We start from the raw sequence: 25,843 nt of genomic DNA, 5'->3' as shown, positions 1-25,843 counted from the left end.
CGACCTCGAACACGGGGCGTAGTATACGGATCGACTCGCCGACGTCAAGTATTGACCACGAGTTTCACGCGCCCTGGGCTGCAAAAAAGTCGCCCGAACGGCAACACCGATCGGGCGACTCTCGAGGATCTCTGGTGGCTACGCCCTGATTCGAACAGGGGACCCCATCATTATGAGTGATGTGCTCTAACCAGCTGAGCTACGTAGCCTTTTTGCTCCCCGCCGCAGCGAGATGGAAATTATGCACGCGGGCCTGCCACCTGACAAGCCCGCGTTGCGCCTCATTCCTCGATGGACAGCGCCTGCTTGACGGCCGGCAGAGCAGGCTCGCCGGTCTGCGTGGTCACGCCCGCGAGCCAGTCATCCAGCACACCGGGATTGGCCTGCAGGTAGTCACGCGCCGCCTTACCCGGTTCAACGCCCTCATCCATGATGGTGCCCATCAACTGGTTTTCCATTTTCAGGGTAAAGCTGAGATTCTCCAGCAGCTTGCCGACATTCGGGCAGGCTTCGCTGTAGCCGGCCCGCGTATTGGTATAAACGGTGGCGCCCCCCAGGTTCGGGCCGAAGTAATCATCCGCCCCTTTGAGGTAGGCCATCTCGAAATTGGAATTCATCGGATGCGGCTCCCAGCCCAGGAAGACCATCCACTTCTCGTCGGGCACCCGCGCCTTGAGCTCGGCCAGCATGCCGGCTTCGCTGGAATCGATCAGCTCCCAGTCGCCCAGGCCGAAGGCATCGTCGTCGATCATCTTCTGAATCATCCGGTTGCCGTCATTACCGGCCTCGATGCCATGTAGCTGGCTGTCGAAACGCTCGGCATGCTCGTCCAGATCTTCCACCGAAGTGACACCGGCATCATGCACATACTGTGGCACCGCCAAAGTGTACTTGGCCCCTTTCAGGTTGGCACCCAGGCGTTCGACCTCGCCGCGCTCGACATAGGGATCGCTGATGGAGGCCATGGATGGCATCCAGTTGCCTAGAAAGACATCGAAGTCGCCGTTTTTCATGCCGGAATAGGCAATCGGCACGGACACCGTGTCGATGCGCGTCTCATACCCCATGGCTCCCAGGACCTGGGTGGTCAGGGCCGTTGTCGCCGTGATGTCGGTCCAGCCGACCTCGGCGAAACGCACCGGCTGACAACTGTCGTCGGCCGCCATCGCCGGCGCGGCGGCAAGCACCAGTGTCGTGCTCAGCAAACCCTTGGTCATCTTGTTCATCGAGCTATCTCCCTTGTCAAAGTGGACAGTCTGAACGAACGTCCGGGACGGGACGTTGGCCTCTGTGCTCGTGCTATCCGCGACGAGTACAGGCGCCTCTGGCAAGGCTATCGGCCAGACTGGTTATTTTTATTGATTGAACATTCAATAAAAAAGTGCCAGACTGTCCCTATCATAATCATGGCGGTGCACCCGGATGCAAGACGGCAACCGCTCCACCGCTCAACGGTCAGCACTCACAGAGGAGGCAGCAAGGTGCCCAAGGTTGGAATGGAACCCATCCGTCGCCAGCAGCTGATCAAGGCCACCATGACCGCCATCGACGATGTCGGCCTGGCGGATGCCACGGTCATGCGCATCTCGCGGCAGGCCGGCGTTTCGGCCGGCATCATCAGCCATTACTTCGGTGGCAAGGATGGCCTGATGGAGGCGACCATGCGCCAGATTCTCAATGACCTGAGAGATGCCGTGGCGGCGCGCCGCCGAGCGCTGTCGACGTCCTCGCCCCAGGCCCACCTGGAGGCCATCATCGACGGCAACTTCGACCGCACCCAGGTGACCGGGCCGGTGGCCAAGACCTGGCTGGCCTTCTGGGCCAGCAGCATGCATCAGCCGCAGCTGCAACGCCTGCAGAACGTCAATGACCGGCGCCTGTATGCCAACCTCTGCCACCAGTTTCGACGGCTCATGCCATGCGAAACCGCTCGCGATGCCGCCCGCGCCCTGGCCGCCATGATCGACGGTCTCTGGCTGCGCGGCGCTCTGACGCCGGAAGGTCTGGACTCGGACCACGCCCGGCGCCTGGCACGCGACTACCTTGACCAACTGCTGCAAGCACCCGAGGCCCGAGCCTCGCTGCTCACTGCCAATTTCCAAGCCGAATCCTGACGGGAGCTACCATGACACAGCTCGATACCCAGTCCCTCTACATCAATGGCGCCCATGTGGACGCCACCTCCGGTGAGACCTTCGAGGTCGTGAATCCCTACGACGGCAGTCTGCTGGCCAGGGTTCAGCAGGCCGGCGAGGCCGACGTCGACAGCGCCGTCGCGGCGGCCCGTCAAGGCCAGCGCACCTGGGCCGCCATGACCGGTGCCGAGCGTGGCCGCGTCCTCGCGCGCGCCGTGGCGCTGCTGCGGGAGCGCAACGACGAAATTGCCGAACTCGAGTCACGCAACACCGGCAAGCCGATCAGCGAGACCTCCGCCGTGGACATCGCCACCGGCACCGAGGTGCTCGAATACTACGCCGGCCTGGCCGGGGCCATCGAGGGCAGCCAGATTCCGCTGCGCGATACCTCCTTCGTCTATACGCGTCCGGAGCCGCTGGGCGTGATCGGGGCCATCGGCGCCTGGAACTATCCGATCCAGATCGCCTGCTGGAAGTCCGCCCCGGCCCTGGCCGCCGGCAACGCCGTGGTCTTCAAGCCCAGCGAGGTGACCCCGCTGACCGCCATGGTGCTGGCCGAGGTGTTCAGCGAAGCCGGCATGCCCGATGGCGTCTTCAATGTGGTGCATGGTGACGGCCGCGTCGGCCAGCTGATCACCGGCCACGGCGGCATCGACAAGGTGTCGTTCACCGGCGAGGTGGGCACCGGCAAGAAGGTGATGTCGGCCTCCGCCGCCTCCAGCCTCAAGGACGTGACCATGGAGCTCGGCGGCAAGTCGCCGCTGATCGTCTTCGACGATGCCGACCTGGATCGTGCCGCCGATGGCGCCATGATGGCCAACTTCTACTCCAGCGGCCAGATCTGCACCAATGGCACACGCGTGTTCGTCGACAGCTCCATCAAGGAGGCCTTCGAGGCGAAGATCGCCGAGCGCGTGGCACGCATCAAGGCCGGTGATCCGCTGGACCCGGCGGTCAACTTCGGCCCGCTGGTCAGCTTCGAACATCAGGAAAAGGTGCTGTCCTACATCGAACTGGGCAAGCAGGAAGGCGCACGCGTGCTGGCCGGTGGTGATGCCTGGGATCAGGGCACCTGGACCAACGGGGCCTGGGCGGCGCCCACCGTCTTTACCGACTGCGACGACAGCATGCGCATCGTCCGGGAGGAGATCTTCGGGCCGGTGATGTCGATTCTGGCCTTCGATGACGAAGAGGAAGTGATTCGTCGCGCCAACGACACCAGCTACGGCCTGGCCGCCGGCGTCTTCACCGAGGGCCTGAATCGCGCCCATCGGGTGATTCATCGCCTCGAGGCGGGCATCTGCTGGATCAACACCTGGGGCGACTCCCCTGCCGAGATGCCGGTTGGCGGCTACAAGCAGTCCGGCGTGGGCCGCGAGAATGGCCTGGAAACACTGGGCCACTATACCCAGACCAAGTCCGTACAGGTGGAAATGGGGCCCTTCGAGTCGGTGTTCTAAAGCCCTTGGCTAACCGGCGACGCGATGAGCTGTTGCGTCGACAAGCTTGCGCGAGGGCGCTGTAAACCCCTCCATGGGCGCTACATCCGCCCTGCGGCGCTCCCGCTTCCTGCTTCGCTTGCAGGACCTGGACTGGCCTTCCATGGCCAGCCCGTTCGGCGGCATGCGCCTCACCCATGGCGGATGACCCTCGCTTCAGCTTGTCCCCGCCGCTCATCGCCGCCTGTCCGTATCAGCCGCAGCGGGCCAGGCAACCACCGCCCGAAATCCATCTCCGTTTCAGCCTTGGGAGGCTCCCATGCCCCAGATTCGTGAATTCGATTATGTCATCATCGGCGCCGGTTCTTCCGGCAATGTCCTGGCCGCGCGCCTGACCGAAGACCCGGATGTCCAGGTCCTGCTGCTCGAGGCCGGCGGCCCCGACTACCGCTTCGACTTCCGGACCCAGATGCCCGCGGCACTGGCCTACCCCCTGCAGGGCAAACGCTACAACTGGGCCTTCGAAACCGACCCGGAACCGCACATGGACGGCCGGCGCATGGAGTGCGGGCGCGGCAAGGGCCTGGGCGGCTCCTCGCTGATCAACGGCATGTGCTACATCCGCGGCAACGCCCTGGACTATGACAACTGGGCCAAGTGTGACGGCCTGGAAGACTGGACCTATGCCGACTGCCTGCCCTACTTCCGCAAGGCCGAGACCCGCGATATCGGCCCCAATGACTATCATGGCGGCGATGGACCGGTCAGCGTGACCACTCCCAAGGCCGGCAACAACCCGCTCTACCACGCCTTCATCGAGGCCGGCCAACAGGCCGGGTATCCCGCTACCGAAGACGTCAACGGGTATCAGCAGGAAGGCTTCGGTCCCATGGACCGCTTCGTCACGCCCAACGGCCGCCGCGCCTCCACGGCACGCGGCTACCTCGACCAGGTCAAGGAACGCCCCAACCTGACCATCGAGACCCGTGCCATGACCGACGTCATCACCTTCGAGGGCAAACGCGCCACGGGTGTACGTTACGCCCGCAAGGGCAATACCCAGGAGGTCCGAGCGCGTCGTGAAGTCCTGCTGTGTGCCGGAGCCGTGGCTTCGCCGCAGATTCTGCAGCGCTCCGGCGTCGGTCCGCAGGATGTCCTCGATGAATTCGGCATCGAGCCGGTGCTGGTCAACGACAATGTCGGTACCCACCTGCAGGACCACCTGGAGATGTACATCCAGTACGAGTGCACCCAGCCCATCTCGCTGTATCCGGCCCTGAAGTGGTGGAACCAGCCGAAGATCGGTGCCGAGTGGATGCTGCTGGGCAAGGGCGTCGGTGCCAGCAACCAGTTCGAGGCCGCCGGCTTCATCCGCAGTCGCGACGAGGAGGAATGGCCCAACCTGCAGTACCACTTCCTGCCCATCGCCATCAGCTACAACGGCAAGAGCGCGGTCGAGGCCCACGGCTTCCAGGCCCATGTCGGCTCCATGCGCTCCGAGAGCGAGGGCCGCATTCGCCTGACATCCCGGGATCCGGCGGCGGCGCCCAGCATCCTGTTCAACTACATGTCCACCGACAAGGACTGGCAGGAATTCCGTGACGCCATTCGCCTGACCCGGGAAATCATCCAGCAGCCGGCCTTCGACGACTATCGTGGCCGGGAAATCTCACCGGGCCCCGACGTCCAGTCCGATGCCGAGCTCGACGCCTTCGTCCGCGAGCACGCCGAGACCGCCTACCACCCCTGTGGTAGCTGCCGTATGGGCGAAGGCGAGGACAGCGTGGTCGATGGTGCCGGGCGGGTGCATGGCCTGGAGGGCCTGCGCGTCGTCGATGCCTCCCTGTTCCCGGTGATTCCCACCGGCAACCTCAACGCGCCGACGCTGATGCTGGCCGAGAAAATGGCCGACAAGATCCGTGGCCGCGAGGCCCTGGCGAAGAGCGATGCGCCCTATTACGTGGCCCAGGGAGCCCCGGCCCAACAGACGCCCATGCGCCGGCTCGACCAGACCTCATAACGCCGCCGCCAGGCACGCGCCACGACGCCCCGGCTGTCAGTTAAGGACAGCACGGGGCGTTTTGCTGTCCAGGGACCTGCCGCCGGCTATGCCATCCAACCACTACCACCTTTGCCTGACTGGTCAGTTGCAGGAAAGTGGGCTATTCTGCAAGAATTCAAACAGACGTTCGAATTTTATCTCACACCCGGAGATGCTCATGTTGACCCTGATACTGCTCGTGCTGGCCGTGGCCGGCCTGCTGATCGTTATGCGCCGTGAGGCAGGCGCCCTGCCGGCACTGGCGGTCACCGGCGTTACCGGCCTGATCGGCATCTTCGCCGGCGCCTCGGTGATCGGCGTGTTGCTGCTGATCGTCACCGCCGCCATCGCCGCCTGTGGCCTGGCCGGCATTCGCGGCGCCTGGTTGACTCCACGCCTCTTTGCCGTCTTCAAGAAGGTGGCGCCAAAGGTCTCCGAGACCGAACACACCGCCCTGGAGGCCGGCAGCGTGGCCTGGGACGGCGAGCTCTTCTCGGGTCGCCCGAACTGGCAGCGCCTGCTGGACTTCAAGGATGACGGCCTGAGCGACGCGGAGCGCGCCTTCGTCGATCACCAGTGCAGCGTCGCGGCCGGCATGTGCAATGCCTGGGACATCGCCCGCGAACGCGCCGACCTTCCCCAGGAACTCTGGGACTATCTCAAGCGCGAGCGCTTCTTCGGCATGATCATTCCCGAAGAGTATGGCGGCCTGGGCTTCTCCGCCAAGGCGCAATCGACCATCCTGCAGAAGCTCTCGGTCAGCGAGACGCTGATGGTCACCGTCGGCGTGCCCAACTCCCTGGGGCCAGGCGAGCTGCTGCTCAAATATGGCACCCAGGAACAGAAGGACCACTACCTGCCGCGCCTGGCCGACGGCCGCGAGATCCCCTGCTTCGGCCTGACCGGCCCCAGGGCCGGCAGCGACGCCACTTCCCTGCCGGATGTCGGCGTGGTGGTCAAACGCGAGGTGGATGGCGAAGAGATGCTGGGCCTCGAACTGACCTTCGAGAAGCGCTGGATCACCCTGGCGCCGATCGCCAGCGTGGTCGGCCTGGCCTTTCGTCTGTTCGACCCGGAGCACCTGCTCGGCGACGAGGAAGACCGCGGCATCACCCTGGCCCTGGTGCCTCGCGAAACCGAGGGAATGCAGATCGGCCGCCGTCATCATCCCATCGGCAGCCCCTTCCTCAATGGCCCGATCAAGGGCAACAAGGTCTTCGTGCCGCTGTCGACCATCATCGGCGGCGAGGAAATGATCGGTCAGGGTTGGCGCATGCTGGTCGAGTGCCTGTCGGTCGGCCGCTGCATCACCCTGCCCTCCGGCGCCACCGGCACGGCCCGCTACGCCATCGGCTGGACGGGCGGCTTCGCGCGAATCCGCCGCCAGTTCAATGTGCCGGTCGCCGAAATGGAAGGCGTCCAGGAGCCCCTGGCGCGCATGACCGCCATGGCCTACATCGCCCAGGCAGCGGTTTACCAGACCGCCAACACCATCGACCATGGCCAGAAACCCGCCGTGCCCTCGGCGATCCTCAAGAGTCAGCTGACCGAATTCCAGCGCGTGATCCTCGCCGATGCCATGGACGTCCATGGCGGCAAGGCGGTGACGCTCGGGCCACGCAACTATCTGGGCATCGGTTACAGCGCCAACCCGGTGGCCATCACCGTCGAGGGCGCCAACATCATGACGCGCAACCTGATGATCTTCGGTCAGGGGGCGATTCGCTGCCATCCGTATGTGCTCGAGGAACTGGCCGCCAAGGACGCCGATGACGTCAAGGCCTTCGACCGCGCCTTCTTCAGCCATGCCGGCCTGATTCTGGGCAATGCCGCCCGCGCCCTGACCCAGGGCCTGGGCATCGGCAAGCCGGACGTACCCTTCGATGACGTGGCCGCGCCCTATGCGAAGGACATCGCGCGCCTGTCGGCCGGCTTCGGCCTGGCCGCGGATGCCGCCATGGCCAGCCTGGGCTCGAAACTCAAGCAACGCGAGATGCTCTCAGCGCGCCTCGGCGATGTACTCTCCAACCTCTATCTGGCCAGCATGCTGCTCAAGCAGTGGCACGAAGGCGAGCGCGTGGAAGGCGAGGACGCCGTGCTCCATTATGCGGCTCGCTTCCTGTTGAACCGCGCCGAGCAGGCCTTCGTCGAGCTCTTCGACAACCTGCCCAATCGCGCCCTGGGCCGCACCCTGCGGTTGATCATCATGCCCCGCGGACGTCGCTGGTCGCGCCCCGAGGATGACCTGTCCCGCGGGATCGCCCAGGCCATCTCGCATGACAGCTCCCTGCGCCACAAGCTGACGGCCAATACCTGGGACGCCGACGATGGTCCCCAGGACAACCCCCTGGCCCGTTACAATGCCCTGCTGGCCACCCAGGAGCGCGCCGAGGCGCTGTACCGCACGGTCGGCAAGGCCCACGCCAAGGGCGAGATCCCCGCCGAGGCATTGCATCCGGAACAACAGGTCGACGCAGCGCTGGAAGCCGGCCTGATCAGCGAAGACGACGCGACCTTCATGCGCCAGCGCGAGGCCGAGGTGCTGGACATGCTCAGCGTCGACGACTTCGAGTACGACGCCTTCGTCACCGACAAGTCCAAGGTGTTGCGCCACCACCCGGCGTAAGCTGTGAAGGGCGTGAAGGGTGAGGAGCACCTCACTCCTCACCCCTCACACTCCTCACCCCTCACACTTCTCACACTTCACACCTCATCCCGTGGCGGTTCGGCGAATGGCAACGGCTCGCTGCCGCGACGCACCTCGAAGACGTTCAGGGTCATGGCGACCAGGGCGTAGTAGCCGAACACCCCGACCAGTTCGACCACCGCCGCTTCGCCGAGGGCCGCGACCGCTTCGGCATAGAGGCCATCATCGACGCGCTTGTGGCGGTAGATGGCCTGCCCCAGGCGCACCACCAGCGCCTCGTCGTCATGCTCGACGTCCGGCGCCCGCCCATCGCGCAGGGCCTCGATCAACGTTTCGGACACGCCCGCCTCGCGGGCGATCGGGGCGTGAATCTGCCATTCCGCCTGGGACTGCCACCAGGCCGCGGTGACCAGGATGGCAAGCTCGGTCAGACGCAGCGGCAGGCGCGTGCCGTAGCGGCAGAAGGCCCCCAGTCGCTGGGCATGATCGGCCAGGCCGGGGCTGTGCACCCAGGCCAGGAAGGGACCATCCAGATTGCCCCGTGGACCACTCAGGATCTCCTCGAGCACACGACGTTGCTCGGCATCCATGTGGTCCTGCTGCAGAGGCGACAAGCGGGATTCGATCTTCATGCGGGGCCTCCTTCAGCGCAGCGGTAGAACGCGTTCGAGTGTCGCGTCGAGCTTGTCGACGATTTCGTCCAGCTGAGCGTCTTCGAGAATGAAGGGCGGCGCCAGCAGGATATGATCGCCGGTCCGCCCATCCAGGGTACCGCCCATGGGATAGCACATCAGGCCCGCGTCCATGGCCGTGCGCTTGATGGCGGCATGCAGCTTGTGCGAGGGGTCGAAGGGCGTCTTGCGGTCACGCTCCGCGACCAGTTCGAGACCGCGGAAGAGCCCGCGTCCGCGAATATCGCCGACATGGGGGTGCTCGCCGAAGCGCTCGACCAACCGGTCCTGCAGGCCCTCCCCGAGCTTGCGTACTCGCGCCAGCAGGTCGCGCTCCTCGATGGTTCGCTGTACCGCGAGGGCCGCCGCGCAGGCCGTGGCATGACCGATGTAGGTATGGCCATGCTGGAAGAACCCCGAGCCCTCGGCAATGGTCCGGCGGATCTCGTCACTGACCAGGGTGGCACCGATCGGCTGATAGCCACCGCCCAGGCCCTTGGCGATGGTCGTCAGGTCGGCCGTGACGCCTTCCTGCTCGGCGGCAAACAGGCTGCCGGTGCGGCCCATGCCGCACATGACCTCGTCGAGAATCAGCAGGATGCCGTGCCGGTCGCAGATCTCGCGCACGCGCTTGAAGTAACCGGGCACGGCGGGCACCGCCCCCAGGGTCGCCCCGACCACCGGCTCGGCGACGAAGGCCATGACCGTCTCGGGGCCGAGCCGCTGGATCTCCTCTTCCAGCTCCATCGCCAGGCGCTCGCCATAGGCCTCGGGGGACTCGTCGGCCGCCTGCCCCCGGTAGGCATAACAGGGGCTGACATGGCTCACGTCAGACAGCAGCGGCTCGAACTGGCGACGGCGCCAGGCATTGCCGCCGGTGGCCAGTGCGCCGAGCGTATTGCCATGATAGCTCTGACGGCGCGCAATCAGCTTGTGGCGCCCCGGTTCACCGCGCTCGAGAAAGTACTGACGCGCCATCTTCAGCGCGGCCTCGATCGCCTCCGAACCACCGGACACGAAGTAGACCGAGGAAAAGCCGGCGGGCGCCCGCTCGATCAGGAAGTCCGCCAGCGCCTCCATGGGCTCGGTGGTGAAGAAGGAGCTATGTGCATAGGCCAGCTGCCCGACCTGCTGCTGGATGGCGTCGATCACCCGGGTATCGCTGTGGCCCAGACAGGACACGGCGGCCCCGCCACTGGCATCCAGGTAGCGCCGTCCCTCGGCATCGATCAGATAGGCGCCCTCGCCGGCCACGGCGGTAGGGTAGGCGTGTGACAGCTGGCGATGAAACACATGGCTCATGGTGACTCCCCGGATTTTGCAAATATCATTGCCATTTTCAACTTATGGAAAAATATTTGCAATATATGGCAGCATGGTGCCACACGATACCGCTCACCGACTCTCCAGGATGCCCTCATGTCGCCCACCGACACGCCCTGCCCGACCAGCCTCGAGGATCTGGAAAGGCTGCTGAGCGAGCTGGCCGATGACACCAGTCCGATTCGCCTCGGCAAGCGCTCGCGTCAGGTGCTGGCGGCGCTGGTCGCGGCGCCCCAGGAGACCGCGGTGTCGTCGATCAGCCATCTCGCCGAGCGCCTCGGCGTCAGCCCCTCGACCCTGTCGCGCCTGGCTCAGCGCCTGGGCTTCGGCGGCTTCGCCGGCCTGCAGGGTATCTTTCGTCGTCACGTCACCCAGGGCCGGCATTTCTACAGCGACCAGGTCTCGCGCCTGCTGGCCGACCAGCCGGAAAATGGCGGCATGGAGCGGCTGTCGCGGCTGGAAAAGCAGGAAGGCGCCAACCTGGCAGACCTGCTGGCGGGCATCGACGCGCGGACATTCCAGCAGGCTGCCGGGTTACTGGCCGAGGCGCCGCGGGTCCGGGTGCACGGCATGCGCCAGTTTGCCTCCCTGGCGTCCTTCATGGCCTATGGGCTGGGCATGCTGCGTGGCGATGCGGCCATGCTGGATGCGGCCCGCCATGGCGCCGCCGACGCCCTGGCCCAGCTGGATGAAGACGACGTCCTGGTGGTGGCGAGCGGCTTCCCCTATACCCCCAGCGTGCTGGCCACTGCCGAGGTCGCGGCGCGTCAGGGCATTCAGGTCATCGCCTTGACGAACTCGCCCGCCTCGCCCCTGGCCGGGCTGGCGAAATACCACTTCGTGGTACCCGACCAGAGCCTGTTCTTCAGCAACAGCATGTGCGCCTTCATGCTGCTCGCCGAGGGGCTGCTCAGCGAGACCGCCAGCCGCCTGGGCAATGCCGGCCTGGAAGCCCTCAAGCGCCGCGAGCGGCTGATCGGCGAGCTCGATGCATCCTTGTAGACGCCCGGGGCTCCCTCAGGGCAGCAGAATGGTCGAGCCGGTGGTCTGGCGGTCGGCCAGCGCCTGCTGGGCCTTGCCGGCGTCGGCCAGCGGAAAACGTTGACCGATGTCGATGGCCACCTCGCCGCTTTCCAGCATGGCGAACAGGTCGATACACATCGACTCGAGGCGTTCGCGGGTATCGGCGTAGCCGTTGAGGCTCGGCCGCGTCACGTACAGCGCGCCCTTCTGGTTGAGGATGCCGATGTTGACGCCTTCCACCGGACCGGAGGCGTTGCCGAAGCTGACCATCAGGCCACGCTTCCTGAGGCAGTCCAGCGAGGTTTCCCAGGTATCCTTGCCCACCGAGTCATAGACGACATCGCACATCTCGCCGGCGGTCAGTTCGCGCACCCGCTCGACGACATCCTCGCGGGTATAGTCGATGGTCGCCCAGGCGCCGTTGCGCTCGGCCAGCGCCGCCTTCTCCGGGGAACTGACCGTGCCGATGAGCTTGACGCCAAGTGCTCTCGCCCATTGGCAGGCGATCGAGCCGACACCGCCGGCCGCCGCATGGAAGAGGATGGTCTCGCCGCCCTGCAGCGGGTAGGTCTGACGCAGCAGATACTGGACGGTCAGCCCCTTGAGCATGGCCGCCGCCGCCGTCTCGAAAGTGACGCCATCCGGCAGCGCCACCACATGATCCGCGGCAATGACACGCTCCTCGGCATAGGCGCCCAGTGGCCCCTGGGCATAGGCGACGCGGTCGCCGACGGCCAGATGCTCGACACCCTCGCCCACTGCCTCGACGACACCGGCTGCCTCGGTGCCCAGGCCGGAAGGCAGCGAAGGCGCCGGGTAGAGGCCGGTACGAAAATAGATATCGATGAAGTTCAGGCCGACGGCATGATGTCGAACACACACTTCGCCCGCCCCCGGGGCGGCAACGGAGGTCTCGACCAGTTGCAGCACCTCGGGGCCACCCGTTTGCGAAAACTCGATACGCTGTGCCATGAGCGAATTCCTTGATTGGCTAACTGTTTGTACAGATCAGTCAATCGCTTGACGAACGCCGGGTCAAGCCGGCACTGGCGAGGCCATGTCCAGCATGTCGCGCAGGACAAACGCAACCAGGACGTTATCATGGTGTCCGAGGGGATATTCACCAAGTGAGACACGAGGCACTCATGACGATACTCAAGGGACTACTGGCGACTGCCGGCCTGGCCGCCGGCCTGCTCGGCACACCGGTGCTGGCCAGTGACGACGCCTGCCAGCTGACCATCGAGAGCAACGACCAGTTGCAGTTCGACCGCGACTCGCTGAGCGTGCCGGCCAGTTGCGACAGCGTCTCCCTGACGCTGGAACACACGGGCTCGATGCCCGCCGATGCCATGGGGCACAACTGGGTACTGGCGGCCACGGCGGATGCCCAGGCACTGGCCATGGACGGCATGCGAGCCGGCCCGGATGCCGACTATCTACCGGAGGGGGACGACCGGGTGATCGCCGCCACCGAGGTCATCGGCGGCGGCGAGAGCACGCGCATCACCTTTGACACCGCGGGGTTGGTAGGGCGTGACCTGACCTTCTTCTGTTCCTTCCCCGGGCACTTCGCGTCCATGCAGGGCAGCTTCCGGGTCCAGGAATGACGCTCACAGCGTGGCGGGAAAGGACTCCAGGCCACGGATGAATCGGCGCTTGTAGTCCTCGAAGGCCTTGGGGTCACGCTTGAAGGATTGCGCCACGGCCTGCTCGTCCACCGTCAGGGTGCGGGGCAGATCACTGAGGTCACGGGTCGGATGCTTGGGCCCGAGGCCGATGCGCACGCCGCTCTTGCCATCCAGCCAGCGCGTGATGCCGGCCGCTTCGAAGCGTTGCTGCTGGGCCTCGTTGATGGCGTCGACGCGCAGCGGTGCGCGGCTTGCCAGCTCGGCGATCAGCCGCATGCCGGGGTCGGTGCCGTCCGCCTCGACGAGCGAGGCGACCTGCATGACGTTCATGCTCTGGCCCGTTTCATCCATCGCCAGCAGCGCCAGCGCAATCGGCCGAGCGTCGTCATCGACCAGCGCCAGCACGCGCGCCGCCTCCTGCTTGATCAACACGCCCAGCACACCGGCAAATACCGACAGCGGCGCCAGCCCCGCCTGATGGCCGTAGACTTCCGCGCACAACCGCGCCAGGCAGGCCTCGCGCTGCGCCTCGTTCTTGATATGCATCACCCGCATCGACTTCTCCCTCGTCCGTCGCTCACCACGCTAGAAACCGCGCAGCCTACCACACTTGGCACTTCCGGCTCATGCGCTCACCCCGGCTCGACGCTCGAGAAACGAGTGGCGAGAAACGAGCGGTTGGCAACCCCCAGCCCGCTTCTCGCAGCCCGCTTCTCGCAGCTCGTATCTCGTATCTCGTATCTCGTAGCTCGTAGCTCGTAGCTCGTAGCTCGTAGCTCGTAGCTCGCATCTGCAGCATGGCGTGCCCGACAACCATGATCTAACTTTCATGCAACTGTCATCAGCCCCGTCTGATAATGGAACCTGACCCGACAAGACAAGGAGAAACCGATGCTGCGTATCCATCATCTGGGAGCACTGACGCTGGGCATGGCCGCCGCCGGCCTGTCACTCTCGGCACACAGCGCCACCGAAATCGCCTGGTGGCATGCCATGGGCGGAGAGCTGGGCAACAAGGTCAACGAGATCGCCGCCAACTTCAACGAATCCCAGGACGAATACGTCGTCAAGCCATCGTTTCGCGGCAACTACTCCGAAACCATGACCAGCGCCATTGCCGCCTTCCGTGCCAACGAGGCGCCGGCCATCGTGCAGATCTATGAAGTCGGCACGGCCACCATGATGAACGCCAAGGGCGCCATCGTGCCGGTCCATGAGCTGATGGCCGAGTCGGACCAGGATTTCAACCCGGATGCCTTCCTGTCGGCCGTCACGGGGTACTACACCACCTCCGACGGCAAGATGCTGTCCATGCCCTTCAATTCCTCGACCCCAGTGGTCTATGTCAATCGCGACATCATGGCCGAGGCCGGCGTGGAAGAAATGCCGGCCACCTGGGAAGGCCTGGGCGAGGCACTGGGCACCATTGTCGAGTCCGGCGCCGCCGAATGTGGCATGACCACCACCTGGCCGTCCTGGATCCAGCTCGAGAACTTCTCCGCCCGTCATGACATCCCCTTCGCCACCGAGCAGAACGGCTTCGGTGGCCTGGATGCCCGCCTCAAGATCAATGAAACCGCAGCGGTCGACCACATCCAGCGTCTGGCCAACTGGCAGGAAGATGGCCGCTTCGCTTACGGAGGTCGCTTCGACGAGGCTGCGCCCTCATTCTACACCGGCCGCTGCGCCATGCTGATGGCCTCCTCCGCCTCGCTGGCCGGTGTGCGCTCCAATGCCGAAGGCTTCGAGTTCTCCGTGGAGCCCCTGCCCTACTCCAGCGAAGTCATCGAGACACCGCAGAACAGCATCATCGGCGGGGCCTCGCTGTGGGTCCTCGAAGGCCACAGCGACAAGGTCTATCAGGGCGTCGCCGAGTTCTTCGACTACCTGTCATCGGCTGAAGTCCAGGCCGACTGGCACCAGTTCTCCGGCTACCTGCCGATCACCCAGGCGGCTTACGACCTCGGCAAGGAACAGGGCTTTTATGAAGCCAATCCGGGCAGCGCCGTCGCTATCGAGCAAATGACCGGTGTCACGCCGACGGAAAACTCCAAGGGCCTGCGCCTGGGCAACATGCCGCAGATTCGCGCCACCATCGAAGAGCAACTGGAGAAGATATTCAACGGCGATGTCGGCGTCCAGGAAGGCCTGGATGAAGCCGTTCGCCGCAGCAACGAGCTGTTGAAGCGCTTCCAGCAAGCCAACGGCTGATCACCCGGTCGCGCGCCGGAGCGCCCCTCGGGCGTTCCGGCGTTTTCTCTTTCTCGGTAACGGACGATCATGGCGACCTTTCAACGTCACCGCCTCACCCCCTGGCTGCTCCTCTCCCCACAGCTGGCCATCGTCGCGATATTTTTCTTCTGGCCCGCGTTTCAGGCCGTCATTCAGGCCTTCTATGTCCAGGACCCCTTCGGCCTTGGCCGCGCCTTCGTGGCCTTCGAGAACTTCACCCGGGTTCTCGGCTCGGCAGAATACTATCGTGCACTCGGCACCACCGTGACGTTCAGCATCAGCGTGGCGTTGGGGGCCATGGCCCTGGCACTGCTGCTGGCGGTTCTCGCCGACCGGGTCATCAAGGGCGCTCATGGCTACAAGACGCTGCTGATCTGGCCCTATGCCGTGGCACCTGCCGTGGCGGGTGTGTTGTGGGTGTTCATGCTGGACCCGGAACTCGGCCTGGTCAGCGCCTGGCTGGGTGCCATGGGCATCGACTGGAACCATCAGCTCAACGGCGGGCAGGCCATGGCACTGGTGATCATGGCCTCGATCTGGAAGCAGATGAGTTACAACTTCGTGTTCTTCTTGGCCGGGCTTCAGGCCATTCCGAAGAGCCTGCTGGAAGCGGCGGCCATCGACAACGCCGGTCCCTGGCGACGCTTCTGGACGATCACCTTTCCGCTGTTGTCACCGACCAGTTTCTTCCTGCTGGTCATGAACAGTGTCTACGCCTTCTTCGAGACCTTCGGTACCATCGACGCGACCACGGCGGGCGGGCCCGGCGGCGCGACACGCACCCTGGTCTACAAGGTGTATGAAGACGGCTTCATCGGCTATGACCTGGGTTCCAGCGCGGCCCAGTCGGTATTGTTGATGCTGCTGGTGGGGCTGCTCACCCTGCTGCAATTCCGCTATCTCGAACGCAAGGTCCAGTACTGATTTCGGAGAAGCTTCACGATGCGCTATCGCCGCCCCGGCCTCGACATTGCCAGCCATGTGCTGCTGATCCTGGCCCTGATCGCCTTCTGCCTGCCGGTCTGGCTGGCCATTACCGCGGCCACGCACGACCAGGCTGCGCTGTACACGGGCACGGCCCCGTTGTGGTTCGGCGACCAGGGGCTGGACAACTTTCGCGCCATTCTCAGCGAGCCGGTGGCCCGGCTGGGCACCGATGTCGCGCGGCTGTTGTTCAACTCCACGGTCATGGCCCTGGGCATCGCCTGCGGCAAGATCGTCATTGCCATCCTCGCCGCCTATGCCATCGTCTTCTTTCGCTTCCCGCTGCGGCGGCTGTGTTTCTGGCTGATCTTCATCACCCTGATGCTGCCGGTGGAGGTCCGCATCATGCCGACCTACAAGATCGCCGCCGACCTCAACCTGCTGAATTCCTATGCCGGACTCATCCTGCCGCTGATCGCCAGCGCCACCGCCACCTTCCTGTTCCGCCAGTTCTACATGACGGTTCCCCCGGACCTGCTCGAGGCGGCACGCGTGGATGGCGCCGGCCCCTGGCGGTTCCTCAAGGACATCCTGCTGCCGTTGTCGAAGACCAATATCGCGGCACTGTTCGTGATCATGTTCCTCTACGGCTGGAACCAGTATCTTTGGCCATTGCTGATCACCACCGAATCGGACTACATGACCATCGTCGTCAGCCTCAAGCGCCTGTTGTCCTCGGCGGACAACCTGGTGCCCTGGCAGGCCGTGATGGCCACCGCCCTGCTGGCCATGCTGCCGCCGGTGGCGGTCATCGTGCTGATGCAGCGCTATTTCGTGAAAGGCCTGGTCGATGCCGAGAAATAACCCTATGACTGGATGGATCGCACCCCCATGGCAACCCTGAGTCTGGACGCCCTGAGCAAGACCTACCCCAATGGCGTCACCGCCCTGCATGGCGTTGACCTGATCATCGACGATGGCGAACTGGTCGTCGTGGTCGGCCCATCGGGCTGTGGCAAATCCACCCTGCTGCGCATGCTGGCCGGCCTGGAGTCGATCAGCAGCGGCGAACTCGCCATCGATGGCCGGCGCGTCAATGATCTGGAACCCGCCCAGCGGGATATCGCCATGGTCTTCCAGAACTACGCCCTCTACCCGCACATGAGCGTGGCCGACAATATGGGCTATGCGCTGAAGAACCAGGGCGTGCCCAGGGCCGAGCGGCGCCGCAAGGTCGAGGAAACCGCGCGCCTGATCGGTCTGGAGGACCTGCTCGACCGGCGTCCCAAGCAGCTGTCCGGTGGCCAGCGTCAGCGCGTGGCCATGGGCCGAGCCATCGTCCGCGAGCCCAAGGTGTTCCTGTTCGACGAGCCGCTGTCCAACCTGGATGCCAAGCTGCGCGTGCAGATGCGCATCGAGATCCGCCGCCTGCAGAAGCGGCTCGGCGTGACGGCGGTCTACGTCACCCATGACCAGGTCGAGGCCATGACCCTGGCCGATCGCCTGGTGGTGATGAACGGCGGGCACATCGAACAGGTGGGCACGCCCATGCACCTCTATGACCAGCCGGCCAGCCGCTTCGTGGCCAGCTTCATCGGCTCGCCGTCGATGAACTTCATCGAGGCGCGGCATGCCGATGGCGTCCTCACGCTACCCTGTGGCACACACCTGCCGTTGCGGGACGGGTCACCGGCCGAGATCGGCGATGCGGTGTGTCTGGGTGTGCGACCGGAGCACCTGGTACAAGTCAGCCATAGCGATGACACCACCCTGGTCACGGAGGTCGAGCTGGTCGAACCCCTGGGGGCGGACACCCTGGCACATGTCAGGCTCGACGGTCAGGCGGAACTGTTGGTGGCCCGCCTGGATGGCGCCCAGCACATTGCCGAAGGCGAGCGGCTCTATCTGCGCCCGGATCCCGAGCGCCTGCACCTCTTCGACCCGCAGGAGGGGCACCGCCTGGCCGCGCCGGAGACCGCCTCATGACCCATGCCCCACGCCTGATCGCCCATCGCGGTCTCTCGGCACAGGCGCCGGAAAACACCCTGGCGGCCGTACGCGCGGCCCACGACGCCGGCATCGACTGGGTGGAGCTCGATGTCCAGCTGCTGGGCGACGGCACGCCGGTGATCTGGCACGACCATGACGTCAGGCGCTGCAGCGACGGCCGCGGTCGCCTCGGTGATCTGACGCTCGCCGAGGCCAAGCGGCTGGATGCCGGCGGCTGGTTCGGCGAGGCCTTCGCCGGCGAGCCCATGGCCAGCCTGGTGCAGATGCTGGAACTGCTCGATGAGCTCGACATGGGCCTCAATCTGGAGCTCAAGGTCAATCGCGGCCGCGACCCCAAGGCACTGGTCGAAGGTGTCCTGCCAGTCCTTCTCGAAGCCCAGCCCGTCGCACGCTTGATTGTCTCTTCCTTTGACGCCAGAGCCCTGGACCACGCACGCCGCCATGCGCGCCCCGACTGCCTGCCACTCGGTTTATTGCTCGAGCGTGTACCGAGAGACTGGGCCAGTCGCTGCGAGGCCATCGACGCTTACACGGTGCACACCGACTGGCGGCGCCTGCGGGCCGCCCGGGCTGGCGAGATCACCCGGGCGGGCTACCCCTTGCTGTGCTACACCGCCAACGACCCCCTCGCCTTCGCGTCACGCTGGCAATGGGGCGTCAGCGGCGTGATCAGCGACGACCCGACGCGTTTCGAGGCCCATGCCTGACGGAATATCTGTCACGTCTGATGTCGCGCGTCGGTCAGGTCAGCGATGGCGGACGGGTCCAGGCTAGCCTCGAGGGCATCGGCCAACCGGTCGAGCTGTGTCTCGCGATGCGCAGCCAGATTCACCCCGACGGCCTCACCCTCGAGCCCCAAGCGCGCCAGAATGGCATCGGCCGCTGCGGCCTCGTCAAAGAGCCCATGCAGATACGTGCCCAGGACCCGACCGTCCTCGCTCACCGCACCATCCAGCCGACCATCGAGGTCGAGCAACGGCCGAGCTAGTGCCGGCCCTTGGCTGACGCCGTTGTGAATCTCGTAGCCGCTCACCGCCACGTCTTCACCGGCCGGGGTGTCCAGGAGAGTACCTCGCACATTGCGCAGCTGCTTGCCGCCCACCATCCGGGTGCGCATCGACAGCAGACCCAGACCCGGCACACTGCCGGCTTCCCCCTCGAGACCCTCCGGATCGTCGATCACTTCGCCGAGCATCTGGAAACCGCCGCAAATGCCGAGTACCCGCCCCCCATAGCGAAGATGCCGCCGGATGACCGCTTCCCAACCTTCGCGGCGCAGCCAGGCCAGATCGCTGACGGTACTCTTGCTGCCGGGCAGCAGGATGACGTCGGCTGGCGGAATCGGCCGCCCCGGCCCGACCAGGATCAGCTCGATTCGCGAGTGCAGGCGTAACGCATCCAGGTCGGTGTGATTGCTGATCCGTGGCAGCGCCGGTACCACAACCCTGAGCCCCGGCGTTTCGGCAGCGCTCGCGGTGAGGCCAAGCCCGTCCTCGGCATCCAGCAGCAGACCATTCAGATGCGGCAGCACGCCCAGCACTGGCTTGCCGGTGCGCTCGGTCAGCCAGTCGAGCCCCGGATCGAGCAGCGAGATGTCGCCGCGAAAGCGATTGATGATGATGCCTCGGGTACGCGCCCGTTCGGATTCACTCAGTAGCTCGAGCGTCCCCACCAACTGAGCGAAGACACCGCCGCGGTCGATATCGGCCACCAGCCACACCGGGCAACCCACCGCCTCGGCAAAGCCCATATTGGCGATATCGTCATGGCGCAGGTTGATCTCGGCGGGGCTGCCAGCGCCTTCGGCGATCACCAGGTCGTAGCGGCCCGTCAGTCGTTCCCAGGCCGCCAGCACCGTCTCGCGGGCCTGGCGCTTGAAGGCGTGATAGTCCAGCGCTTCCATGTGGCCGTACACCCGACCATCGAGAATCACCTGGGCGCCGCGGTCGGTCTCCGGTTTGAGCAATACCGGATTCATGTCGGCATGGGGGGCGATGCTGCAAGCCACCGCCTGTAATGCCGTGGAGCGTCCGATCTCGCCACCCTCCGGCGTCACGGCGCTGTTCAGCGCCATGTTCTGGGGCTTGAAGGGCGCCACCGACACGCCTCGCCGGGCAAGCAGTCGGCAGAGTCCCGCCACCAAGGTGCTCTTGCCGGCATCCGAGGTAGTGCCCTGGATCATCAGGGTTGCCATCGGTTAGAGTTCCACGCCCTTCTGCGCCTTGACCCCCTGCTCCTTGAAGGCGTGCTTGACGACCTTCATCTCGGTCACGGTATCGGCCATCTCGATCAACGCCTCGGGTGCGTAACGGCCGGTGACCACGACATGCTGCATGGCCGGACGCGCCTGTAGGTCATCGAGCACCTGATCCAGCTCCAGATAACCCTGGTGCAGGGCAATATTGAGCTCGTCGAGCAGCACCAACGCATACTCTGGGTCGACCAGCATGCGTCGCGCCTCTTCCCAGGCCGCTGCGGCGGCATCCACGTCACGTTCGCGATCCTGTGTATCCCAGGTATAGCCCTCGCCCATGACGTGGTAGTCCACGCCCGGCAAGTTGCGGAAGAACGCCTCTTCTCCGGTACTGAAGGCGCCCTTGATGAACTGCACCACGCCCACCTGCATGCCATGGCCCAGCGCCCGAGCCATCATGCCGAAGCCAGAACTGCTCTTGCCCTTGCCCGGGCCGGTGAGCACCAGCAAGACACCCTGCTCCTTGTCCGCAGCGGCAATGCGTTCGTTCATGATGCGTTGCTTGTGGGCCATACGCTGCGCATGGCGTTCTGAATCGACATCGGGTCGACGGCTCATGGGGCCTCCCTCTTCTGTTGCGGATAAATCATCAACGACGCGGCACGAAGACTGGTGCTCCTTCCACTTCGACTCGGGTCAGTGGCTGGTCATAGAGCCGCTCGAGCGCGGTGAGCTCCAGCATCTCTTCGACAGGACCCCAGCAGGCCTCGCCATCGGGATACAGCAGCAACAGGTGGCTGCACCAGCGCGCCGCCAGGTTGAGGTCATGCAGGCACATCACCACGCCGCACCCGGCGCTGGCCTGCTCCTCGAGCAGGCTCATGATCGCCACCTGGTGATGCAGGTCGAGATGATTGGTCGGTTCATCGACCAGCCACCAGCGGGGTGCCTGGGTCAGCACCGTGGCCAGGCTGACGCGTTGGCGCTCACCGCCGGAAAGCGTCGACACCAGGCGTGAGGCGAGGTGATCAAGGTCAAAGCGACGCAGGGCCTCCCGAGCGATAGCCAGATCCTCCCCGCTTTCGCGCTGCCAGGGGGAGAGATAGGGATGCCGGCCGATCATGGCGGTTTCCATGACCGTGGCGGGGAAGTCGTCGTGATGCTCCTGAAAGACCACGCCCAGCCATCGCGCCAACTCGCGGCGTCGCCAGCGCGCGAGCGCCCGCTGGTCGAGCCATACCTCGCCGGCGCGTGCCGGCCGCAAACCTGCCAGTGTATGCAGCAAGGTCGTCTTGCCGGCGCCATTGGGCCCCAGCACGCCCCACCGCTCTCCCGGCTTCATCTGCAGGTCGAGGCAACGGCCGGCGGCGCGGCCCGGCACATCGATGAGCAGCTCATGGGTCTCGAGGCTCGCCATCAACGGCTCCGGTAGAGCAGATAGAGGAAGCTGGGCACCCCCAGCAGGGCGGTAATGACCCCCACGGGCAGTTGCTGAGGCGCCACCATGGTACGCGCCAGGGTGTCCGCCAGGGTCAGCAGGGTACCACCGGCCAACAGGCTGGCCGGCAGGATGAGGCGTTGGTCGTTGCCGAGCTTGAGGCGCAGCATATGCGGCACCATCAGGCCGACGAAGCCGATGCTGCCGGCCGTGGTCACCGCCACGGCGGTCAACAGGCTGGCCAGCAGATACAGCAGCCACTCCATGCGGCGCACGTTGACACCGAGCACGGCCGCCTGCAGACCGCCGCGGGCCAGCACATTGAGGGTACGCCCCAGCGGCAGCATGACCAGCAAGCTGGCGGCCGCGACACCCAGCACCAGCCAGGGCGAACCGGCATAGGCCAGGTCGCCCATCAACCAGTAGAGCATGCCGGGCAGCTGTTCGACCGGACTAACCGCCAGCAGAAAGCTGATCAACGCCCCCCAGCCAGCCGCCATCACCACGCCGGTGAGCAGCATGCGCGTCGGCGTCCAACTGCCGGTGCCGTGGGCCAGGCCGAACACGATCAGGGTCGAGGCAAGCGCGCCGGCAAAGGCCGAGCCGGCGACCAGCGTCGTGCCGAGGCCCGCCAGCATGGCCAGCAGGGCCGCCACCGAGGCGCCACCGGAGAGCCCGAGAACATAGGGATCGGCCAGAGGGTTGCGTAAAAGCACCTGCATCAAGGCGCCGGCCAGCGCCAGCAAGGCGCCGGTACCGAAGGCGGCCAATGAGCGCGGCAGTCGCAGCTCCAGCACCAGGGTCCGATGCAGGGCTTCGCCATCACCGCCGAGAACCGCCACCAGGGCACCCAGGGAAATGTCGACACTGCCCAGCGCCAGCGCCAGTACCTGTGACACCAGCGCCATCATCAGCAACCAGGCCAGCGGAGACGCCAGTCTTGCCCGCCCCACCACCTGATCTTCAGCGCCGTTCACGCACGACCTCCAGATGACGACAGATATCCCGTGTGCCTTCCACCAGCCGCGGTGTCGCACGCTGCACCAGGTCCGGGTTGATGAAGAACAGGTTGCCCTGCCGCACCGCCGTCATGCCAGGAAATTCGCGCCAGGCATCCAGCCAGGCAGAGTCGGCCTTGCCCATGCCGCCGGTGATGATGGCCTCCGGGTCCCTCCCGAGCACGGCCTCGACGCCGATGCGCGGCACCAGCGCCGACTGCTCGGCGAAGATATTCACGCCGCCGCACAGGTCCAGTGCCTGGCTGATCCAGTGCTCACCATTGATGGTCATCAACGGCGACTCCCAGACCTGATAAAAGACACTCACCGGTCTGGCATCCGCGTAGCGGCTACGCAACGCCGCCACATCGGACTTCAGTTGACCCGCTGCCTGCTGCGCCGTCGGCTCGGTATTCGCCAGCGTGCCCAGCCGCTCCAGGTTGGAGGCGATAGTGGCAAAATTATCGGCATCGGAAAAAAAGACCGGCACATCCAGCGTCGCCAGACGTTCGACCTGTTCTTCCGGGTTACCCCCCGACCAGGCCACCACCAGATCGGGCGATAGCGCCAGCAACGCCTCGAGGTCGAGCCGATCATAACTTCCCACCCTCGGCAACTGCTTCGCGGCATCCGGATAGTCACTGAAACTGACCGCGCCCACTAACCGCTCACCGGCGCCGGCGGCGTAGAGCAATTCGGTCACTCCCGGCGAAAGCGCCACAATGCGCTGCGCCGGAGCGTCCAGGCAGACCTCGCGCCCCGCGTCGTCGGTGACGCATGACGATGCCTGCGCCGGGCCCGCCGTGGTCAGCCAGACGATGCCCAGCCATGTCAGTATCTGGCGCACCCCGCCTCCTCGGTCATCATCAGGACACTCTGCGGCCATGCGCATCGACTCGCTTTGACATGACGCGACTCACTCGGCACCGAAACTGACGCTGAGAAAGGCCGCGCGTCCGGCGTCGATATAATCACGACCCATGTAATCACGCGCCGTGGCGTATTGGCGATCGAAGACATTCTCCAGCGTCAGCTTGCTCGTCCACCCCGGGGCAAACTCCCAGCCCGCGCGCAGATTGACGATGCCGTAACCCGCGAGGCGTTCTGTGTTTCCCGCATCGTTGTAGCGGTGGTTCTGGGCAATCACCGAGCCCCCCAGGCTCCAGTCACCGAGCTCACGATCCGCATCGAAACGCAGGCTCTGGGAAGCACGACGCACCAGGCGATTCCCCGTGCCACGATCCTCGGGATCGGTATAGGTCAGAGCGGTACGCAGGCTCCAGGCTTGAAGGTCGACGCCTGTCGACACTTCCACGCCACGAATACGGGCCTCGTCGACATTGTAGGGCGCGCTGACCCCATCGAAGACGGCACTGCCGATCATGTCATCGATATCGGTCTGGTAAAGCGCCAGGTCCCAGAAGCCCTGACCATACTGACCACGCATGCCGAGCTCGACACTCTCGGAGCTCTCGGCGTCGAGGTCCGGGTTGCCATAGCCAGGGTAGTAAAGCTCGTTGAAGGTCGGCGCGCGAAAGGCGGTGCCATAACTGGCACGCAGAGTGTGATGCTCATCCAGCTCGTAGCCCAGCGCCAGGCTGCCGGTGACTTCCTCGCCGAAGCCATCGCTGTCATCGAAGCGCAGGCCTGCCTGTACGGAGACCGGCGAGAAATCCAGCAACGCCTGACTGAAGACGGCGGCGTTGTCGCGGCTGTCCTCGGCATAATCGGTGGTGCCGGTCACCTCGTCGCGACTGAACTCGGCGCCGGTGATCCATTCGTGGGGCCCCACGGTCAGGGTGTTTTCCCAACGCGCGGTGCGAGTGCGCGTATTGAAGGAAGATGCGCCGAAGCTTTCGTAGCTGTCGCTTTCGTCACGCGCTTCGCTGAACGTCAGCCGACTACGCCAATGGTCGGTGACCGGCAGCTCGCCGTAGACACCGGCCACCTGCTGCACGAAATCCGTCTCGCCCCCTACATATTCGCTGTTGCCCCGCGAGCGCAGTGCCAGCAGACCGACTTCGCCACCGCCATCGAAGGCATGCGAGAGACGCACGAAGCCCGTGGTGTTGTCGTAGCCCTTGTCACCTTCTCCTTCGATGACTTCGGCACCCTCGGTGCCGAAGTGACTGGCCGACACCGCATAGCGGGTGCCATCGGCACCACCGGTCAGGCTGGCCGAGACGCGACGCGTACCATCGGAGCCGCCGCCCAGCGTCACGCTGGGCTCGGCCTCACCGATCTCGCCTTGCGGGGTAAACAGCTGCACGACACCCCCCACGGCATCGGCGCCATAGAGGCTGCCACGCGGGCCGCGCACGACCTCGATCCGCTCGAACATGCGCGGGTCGAGATACTGCCAGGCCGGGCTGCCGACGGTCGCCGAGCGCAGGCGGATACCGTCGATCATCATCAGCGTGGATTCACTGCCCGTACCGCGCAAGTAAACGCTACTGCTCTTGCCATAGCTACCGTTGGATGAAATATCCACACCCGGTTGGGCCTTGAGCACGTCGGTGATATCCACCGGGTCCTGACGACGCAGGGTCTCCTCGTCAATGACCGTGACCGAGGCCAGTGACTGGCTGGCAGTACGCGGCGCCAGGGTGGCGGAAATGACGACGGGGTCGAGCCGTGCTGTCTTGTTGCTCGACGGATCGACCGTGGTGGTATCCGCCTGCAGCAACGGAGAGGAACCCAGGCACAAGGTGGCCAGGCCCCAGCGGAAGGAGTAAGAAGTTATCATGATCATTGTCCCGGAACCGCACGCACCCGTGCGGCGATGAGCCCTCAAAAAGCCGGACACGGGGCTCGGGTAGGGACGTCGTCATGCGATCGGCGAGGGCCCTGCCCAAGGTTCGCCCACCGCGCCCTGGCATGCGCTCACAGGCCGGTCTCCGGGCTGACGAGCGAGGCGTGTTGACGCCTCGAACCACCGCCTTCCCATGCCATTCGGACACAGTGGCCTATCGTTGACGATAGTGGTGGTTCTTGACTCGATCACCGTTGCGGGGGCAGCGTCGGGCTGGCTCACTGGATGACAGCGTGGGCGTCACCGACTTCCCGTTTCATCCGGCCCCATCAGTACGGGGCCTGGACACCTGAGAGTGCGCGTAAGCTAGCAACCGGTCGCCGAG

General features: G+C 65.2%; 22 protein-coding genes, 1 tRNA gene and 1 riboswitch. Of the genes, 11 read left to right on the top strand and 12 right to left on the bottom strand.

Annotation, left to right across the window (positions count from 1 at the left end; all coding sequences use genetic code 11):
• Window positions 1-132: 132 nt before the first annotated feature.
• Together HHA01_RS05470 and HHA01_RS05465 are read right to left on the bottom strand one after the other, a co-directional pair.
• Window positions 133-209 (bottom strand) — tRNA-Met (locus tag HHA01_RS05470).
• Window positions 210-281: 72 nt separating this feature from the next.
• Entirely contained in the window at window positions 282-1,226 is a 945-nt protein-coding gene (locus tag HHA01_RS05465) for a choline ABC transporter substrate-binding protein (protein WP_141318532.1), read from the bottom strand.
• Window positions 1,227-1,481: 255 nt separating this feature from the next.
• Here HHA01_RS05465 and betI point away from each other — a divergent pair, with 255 nt between their 5' ends.
• The 4 genes from betI (at window position 1,482) to HHA01_RS05445 (ending at window position 8,241) form a co-directional block, all read left to right on the top strand.
• The gene (betI, locus tag HHA01_RS05460; RefSeq protein ID WP_176586646.1) at window positions 1,482-2,114 is read left to right on the top strand and encodes a transcriptional regulator BetI; all 633 of its coding nucleotides are present in this window, start codon (window positions 1,482-1,484) and stop codon (window positions 2,112-2,114) included.
• 11 nt (window positions 2,115-2,125) lie between these two features.
• Window positions 2,126-3,595, top strand: coding sequence for a betaine-aldehyde dehydrogenase (gene betB, locus HHA01_RS05455; RefSeq protein ID WP_141318530.1), 1,470 nt, complete (start codon window positions 2,126-2,128; stop codon window positions 3,593-3,595).
• A gap of 298 nt (window positions 3,596-3,893) precedes the next feature.
• The gene (betA, locus tag HHA01_RS05450; protein ID WP_141318527.1) at window positions 3,894-5,594 is read left to right on the top strand and encodes a choline dehydrogenase; all 1,701 of its coding nucleotides are present in this window, start codon (window positions 3,894-3,896) and stop codon (window positions 5,592-5,594) included.
• Window positions 5,595-5,793: 199 nt separating this feature from the next.
• A complete protein-coding gene (locus HHA01_RS05445; RefSeq protein ID WP_141318525.1) occupies window positions 5,794-8,241 on the top strand; it encodes an acyl-CoA dehydrogenase in 2,448 nt (815 codons plus the stop codon).
• Between the two features lie 77 nt (window positions 8,242-8,318).
• On the opposite strand, the gene HHA01_RS05440 is transcribed toward HHA01_RS05445, so the two are convergent.
• Both HHA01_RS05440 and HHA01_RS05435 read right to left on the bottom strand, forming a co-directional pair.
• On the bottom strand, window positions 8,319-8,894 hold the full coding sequence (locus HHA01_RS05440; RefSeq protein WP_141318523.1) for a carboxymuconolactone decarboxylase family protein: 576 nt from the start codon (window positions 8,892-8,894) through the stop codon (window positions 8,319-8,321).
• 12 nt (window positions 8,895-8,906) lie between these two features.
• Complete coding sequence (locus tag HHA01_RS05435) at window positions 8,907-10,235, bottom strand: aspartate aminotransferase family protein (RefSeq protein WP_141318521.1); 1,329 nt, start codon at window positions 10,233-10,235, stop codon at window positions 8,907-8,909.
• Window positions 10,236-10,352: 117 nt separating this feature from the next.
• On the opposite strand from HHA01_RS05435, the gene HHA01_RS05430 reads away from it, so the two are divergent.
• Window positions 10,353-11,258, top strand: a complete 906-nt coding sequence (locus HHA01_RS05430) for a MurR/RpiR family transcriptional regulator (protein ID WP_141318520.1) — start codon at window positions 10,353-10,355, stop codon at window positions 11,256-11,258.
• A gap of 15 nt (window positions 11,259-11,273) precedes the next feature.
• Here the strand turns inward: HHA01_RS05430 and HHA01_RS05425 are convergent, their stop codons facing one another.
• Window positions 11,274-12,251 carry an NADPH:quinone reductase gene (locus HHA01_RS05425; RefSeq protein WP_141318519.1) on the bottom strand — a complete coding sequence of 326 codons (978 nt, stop codon included), beginning with the start codon at window positions 12,249-12,251 and terminating at the stop codon, window positions 11,274-11,276.
• Window positions 12,252-12,424: 173 nt separating this feature from the next.
• Between HHA01_RS05425 and azu the strand changes: the two genes are divergently transcribed.
• Window positions 12,425-12,889 carry an azurin gene (gene azu / locus HHA01_RS05420; RefSeq protein ID WP_141318517.1) on the top strand — a complete coding sequence of 155 codons (465 nt, stop codon included), beginning with the start codon at window positions 12,425-12,427 and terminating at the stop codon, window positions 12,887-12,889.
• Between the two features lie 3 nt (window positions 12,890-12,892).
• On the opposite strand, the gene HHA01_RS05415 is transcribed toward azu, so the two are convergent.
• Window positions 12,893-13,465 (bottom strand): hypothetical protein, encoded by a 573-nt coding sequence (locus tag HHA01_RS05415; protein WP_141318515.1) that lies wholly within the window; start codon window positions 13,463-13,465, stop codon window positions 12,893-12,895.
• Window positions 13,466-13,801: 336 nt separating this feature from the next.
• On the opposite strand from HHA01_RS05415, the gene ugpB reads away from it, so the two are divergent.
• From ugpB to HHA01_RS05390, 5 genes are all read left to right on the top strand, one after another.
• A complete protein-coding gene (gene ugpB / locus HHA01_RS05410; protein ID WP_141318513.1) occupies window positions 13,802-15,121 on the top strand; it encodes a sn-glycerol-3-phosphate ABC transporter substrate-binding protein UgpB in 1,320 nt (439 codons plus the stop codon).
• A 69-nt stretch (window positions 15,122-15,190) separates the two neighbouring features.
• Entirely contained in the window at window positions 15,191-16,066 is an 876-nt protein-coding gene (ugpA, locus tag HHA01_RS05405) for a sn-glycerol-3-phosphate ABC transporter permease UgpA (protein WP_141318511.1), read from the top strand.
• An 18-nt stretch (window positions 16,067-16,084) separates the two neighbouring features.
• Window positions 16,085-16,930 carry a sn-glycerol-3-phosphate ABC transporter permease UgpE gene (ugpE, locus tag HHA01_RS05400; protein ID WP_141318509.1) on the top strand — a complete coding sequence of 282 codons (846 nt, stop codon included), beginning with the start codon at window positions 16,085-16,087 and terminating at the stop codon, window positions 16,928-16,930.
• Window positions 16,931-16,957: 27 nt separating this feature from the next.
• Entirely contained in the window at window positions 16,958-18,052 is a 1,095-nt protein-coding gene (locus HHA01_RS05395) for a sn-glycerol-3-phosphate import ATP-binding protein UgpC (protein ID WP_141318507.1), read from the top strand.
• On the top strand, window positions 18,049-18,783 hold the full coding sequence (locus tag HHA01_RS05390; protein ID WP_141318505.1) for a glycerophosphoryl diester phosphodiesterase: 735 nt from the start codon (window positions 18,049-18,051) through the stop codon (window positions 18,781-18,783). The genes HHA01_RS05395 and HHA01_RS05390 overlap by 4 nt, the downstream gene beginning before the upstream one ends.
• Before the next feature lie 11 nt (window positions 18,784-18,794).
• Here HHA01_RS05390 and HHA01_RS05385 read toward each other — a convergent pair whose 3' ends face one another.
• The 6 genes from HHA01_RS05385 to HHA01_RS05360 form a co-directional block, all read right to left on the bottom strand.
• Window positions 18,795-20,270, bottom strand: coding sequence for a cobyric acid synthase (locus HHA01_RS05385; RefSeq protein WP_141318503.1), 1,476 nt, complete (start codon window positions 20,268-20,270; stop codon window positions 18,795-18,797).
• A gap of 3 nt (window positions 20,271-20,273) precedes the next feature.
• Window positions 20,274-20,888: a cob(I)yrinic acid a,c-diamide adenosyltransferase gene (gene cobO / locus HHA01_RS05380; RefSeq protein WP_141318501.1), complete on the bottom strand. Its 615-nt coding sequence runs from the start codon at window positions 20,886-20,888 to the stop codon at window positions 20,274-20,276.
• Window positions 20,889-20,919: 31 nt separating this feature from the next.
• Window positions 20,920-21,687 (bottom strand): ABC transporter ATP-binding protein, encoded by a 768-nt coding sequence (locus tag HHA01_RS05375; protein WP_141318499.1) that lies wholly within the window; start codon window positions 21,685-21,687, stop codon window positions 20,920-20,922.
• Window positions 21,687-22,619: a FecCD family ABC transporter permease gene (locus tag HHA01_RS05370; protein ID WP_141318538.1), complete on the bottom strand. Its 933-nt coding sequence runs from the start codon at window positions 22,617-22,619 to the stop codon at window positions 21,687-21,689. The genes HHA01_RS05375 and HHA01_RS05370 overlap by 1 nt, the downstream gene beginning before the upstream one ends.
• A gap of 52 nt (window positions 22,620-22,671) precedes the next feature.
• Entirely contained in the window at window positions 22,672-23,553 is an 882-nt protein-coding gene (locus HHA01_RS05365) for a cobalamin-binding protein (protein ID WP_246053821.1), read from the bottom strand.
• A 69-nt stretch (window positions 23,554-23,622) separates the two neighbouring features.
• Window positions 23,623-25,452, bottom strand: coding sequence for a TonB-dependent receptor domain-containing protein (locus tag HHA01_RS05360; RefSeq protein ID WP_141318495.1), 1,830 nt, complete (start codon window positions 25,450-25,452; stop codon window positions 23,623-23,625).
• Between the two features lie 125 nt (window positions 25,453-25,577).
• A riboswitch (cobalamin riboswitch) is annotated at window positions 25,578-25,826 on the bottom strand.
• Between the last annotated feature and the right edge of the window lie 17 nt (window positions 25,827-25,843).

The organism is Halomonas halmophila (genome assembly GCF_006540005.1).
Lineage (GTDB): Bacteria > Pseudomonadota > Gammaproteobacteria > Pseudomonadales > Halomonadaceae > Halomonas > Halomonas halmophila.
Note: the sequence above shows the minus strand (reverse complement) of the source record. Positions and strands in the feature narration are given on the sequence as shown.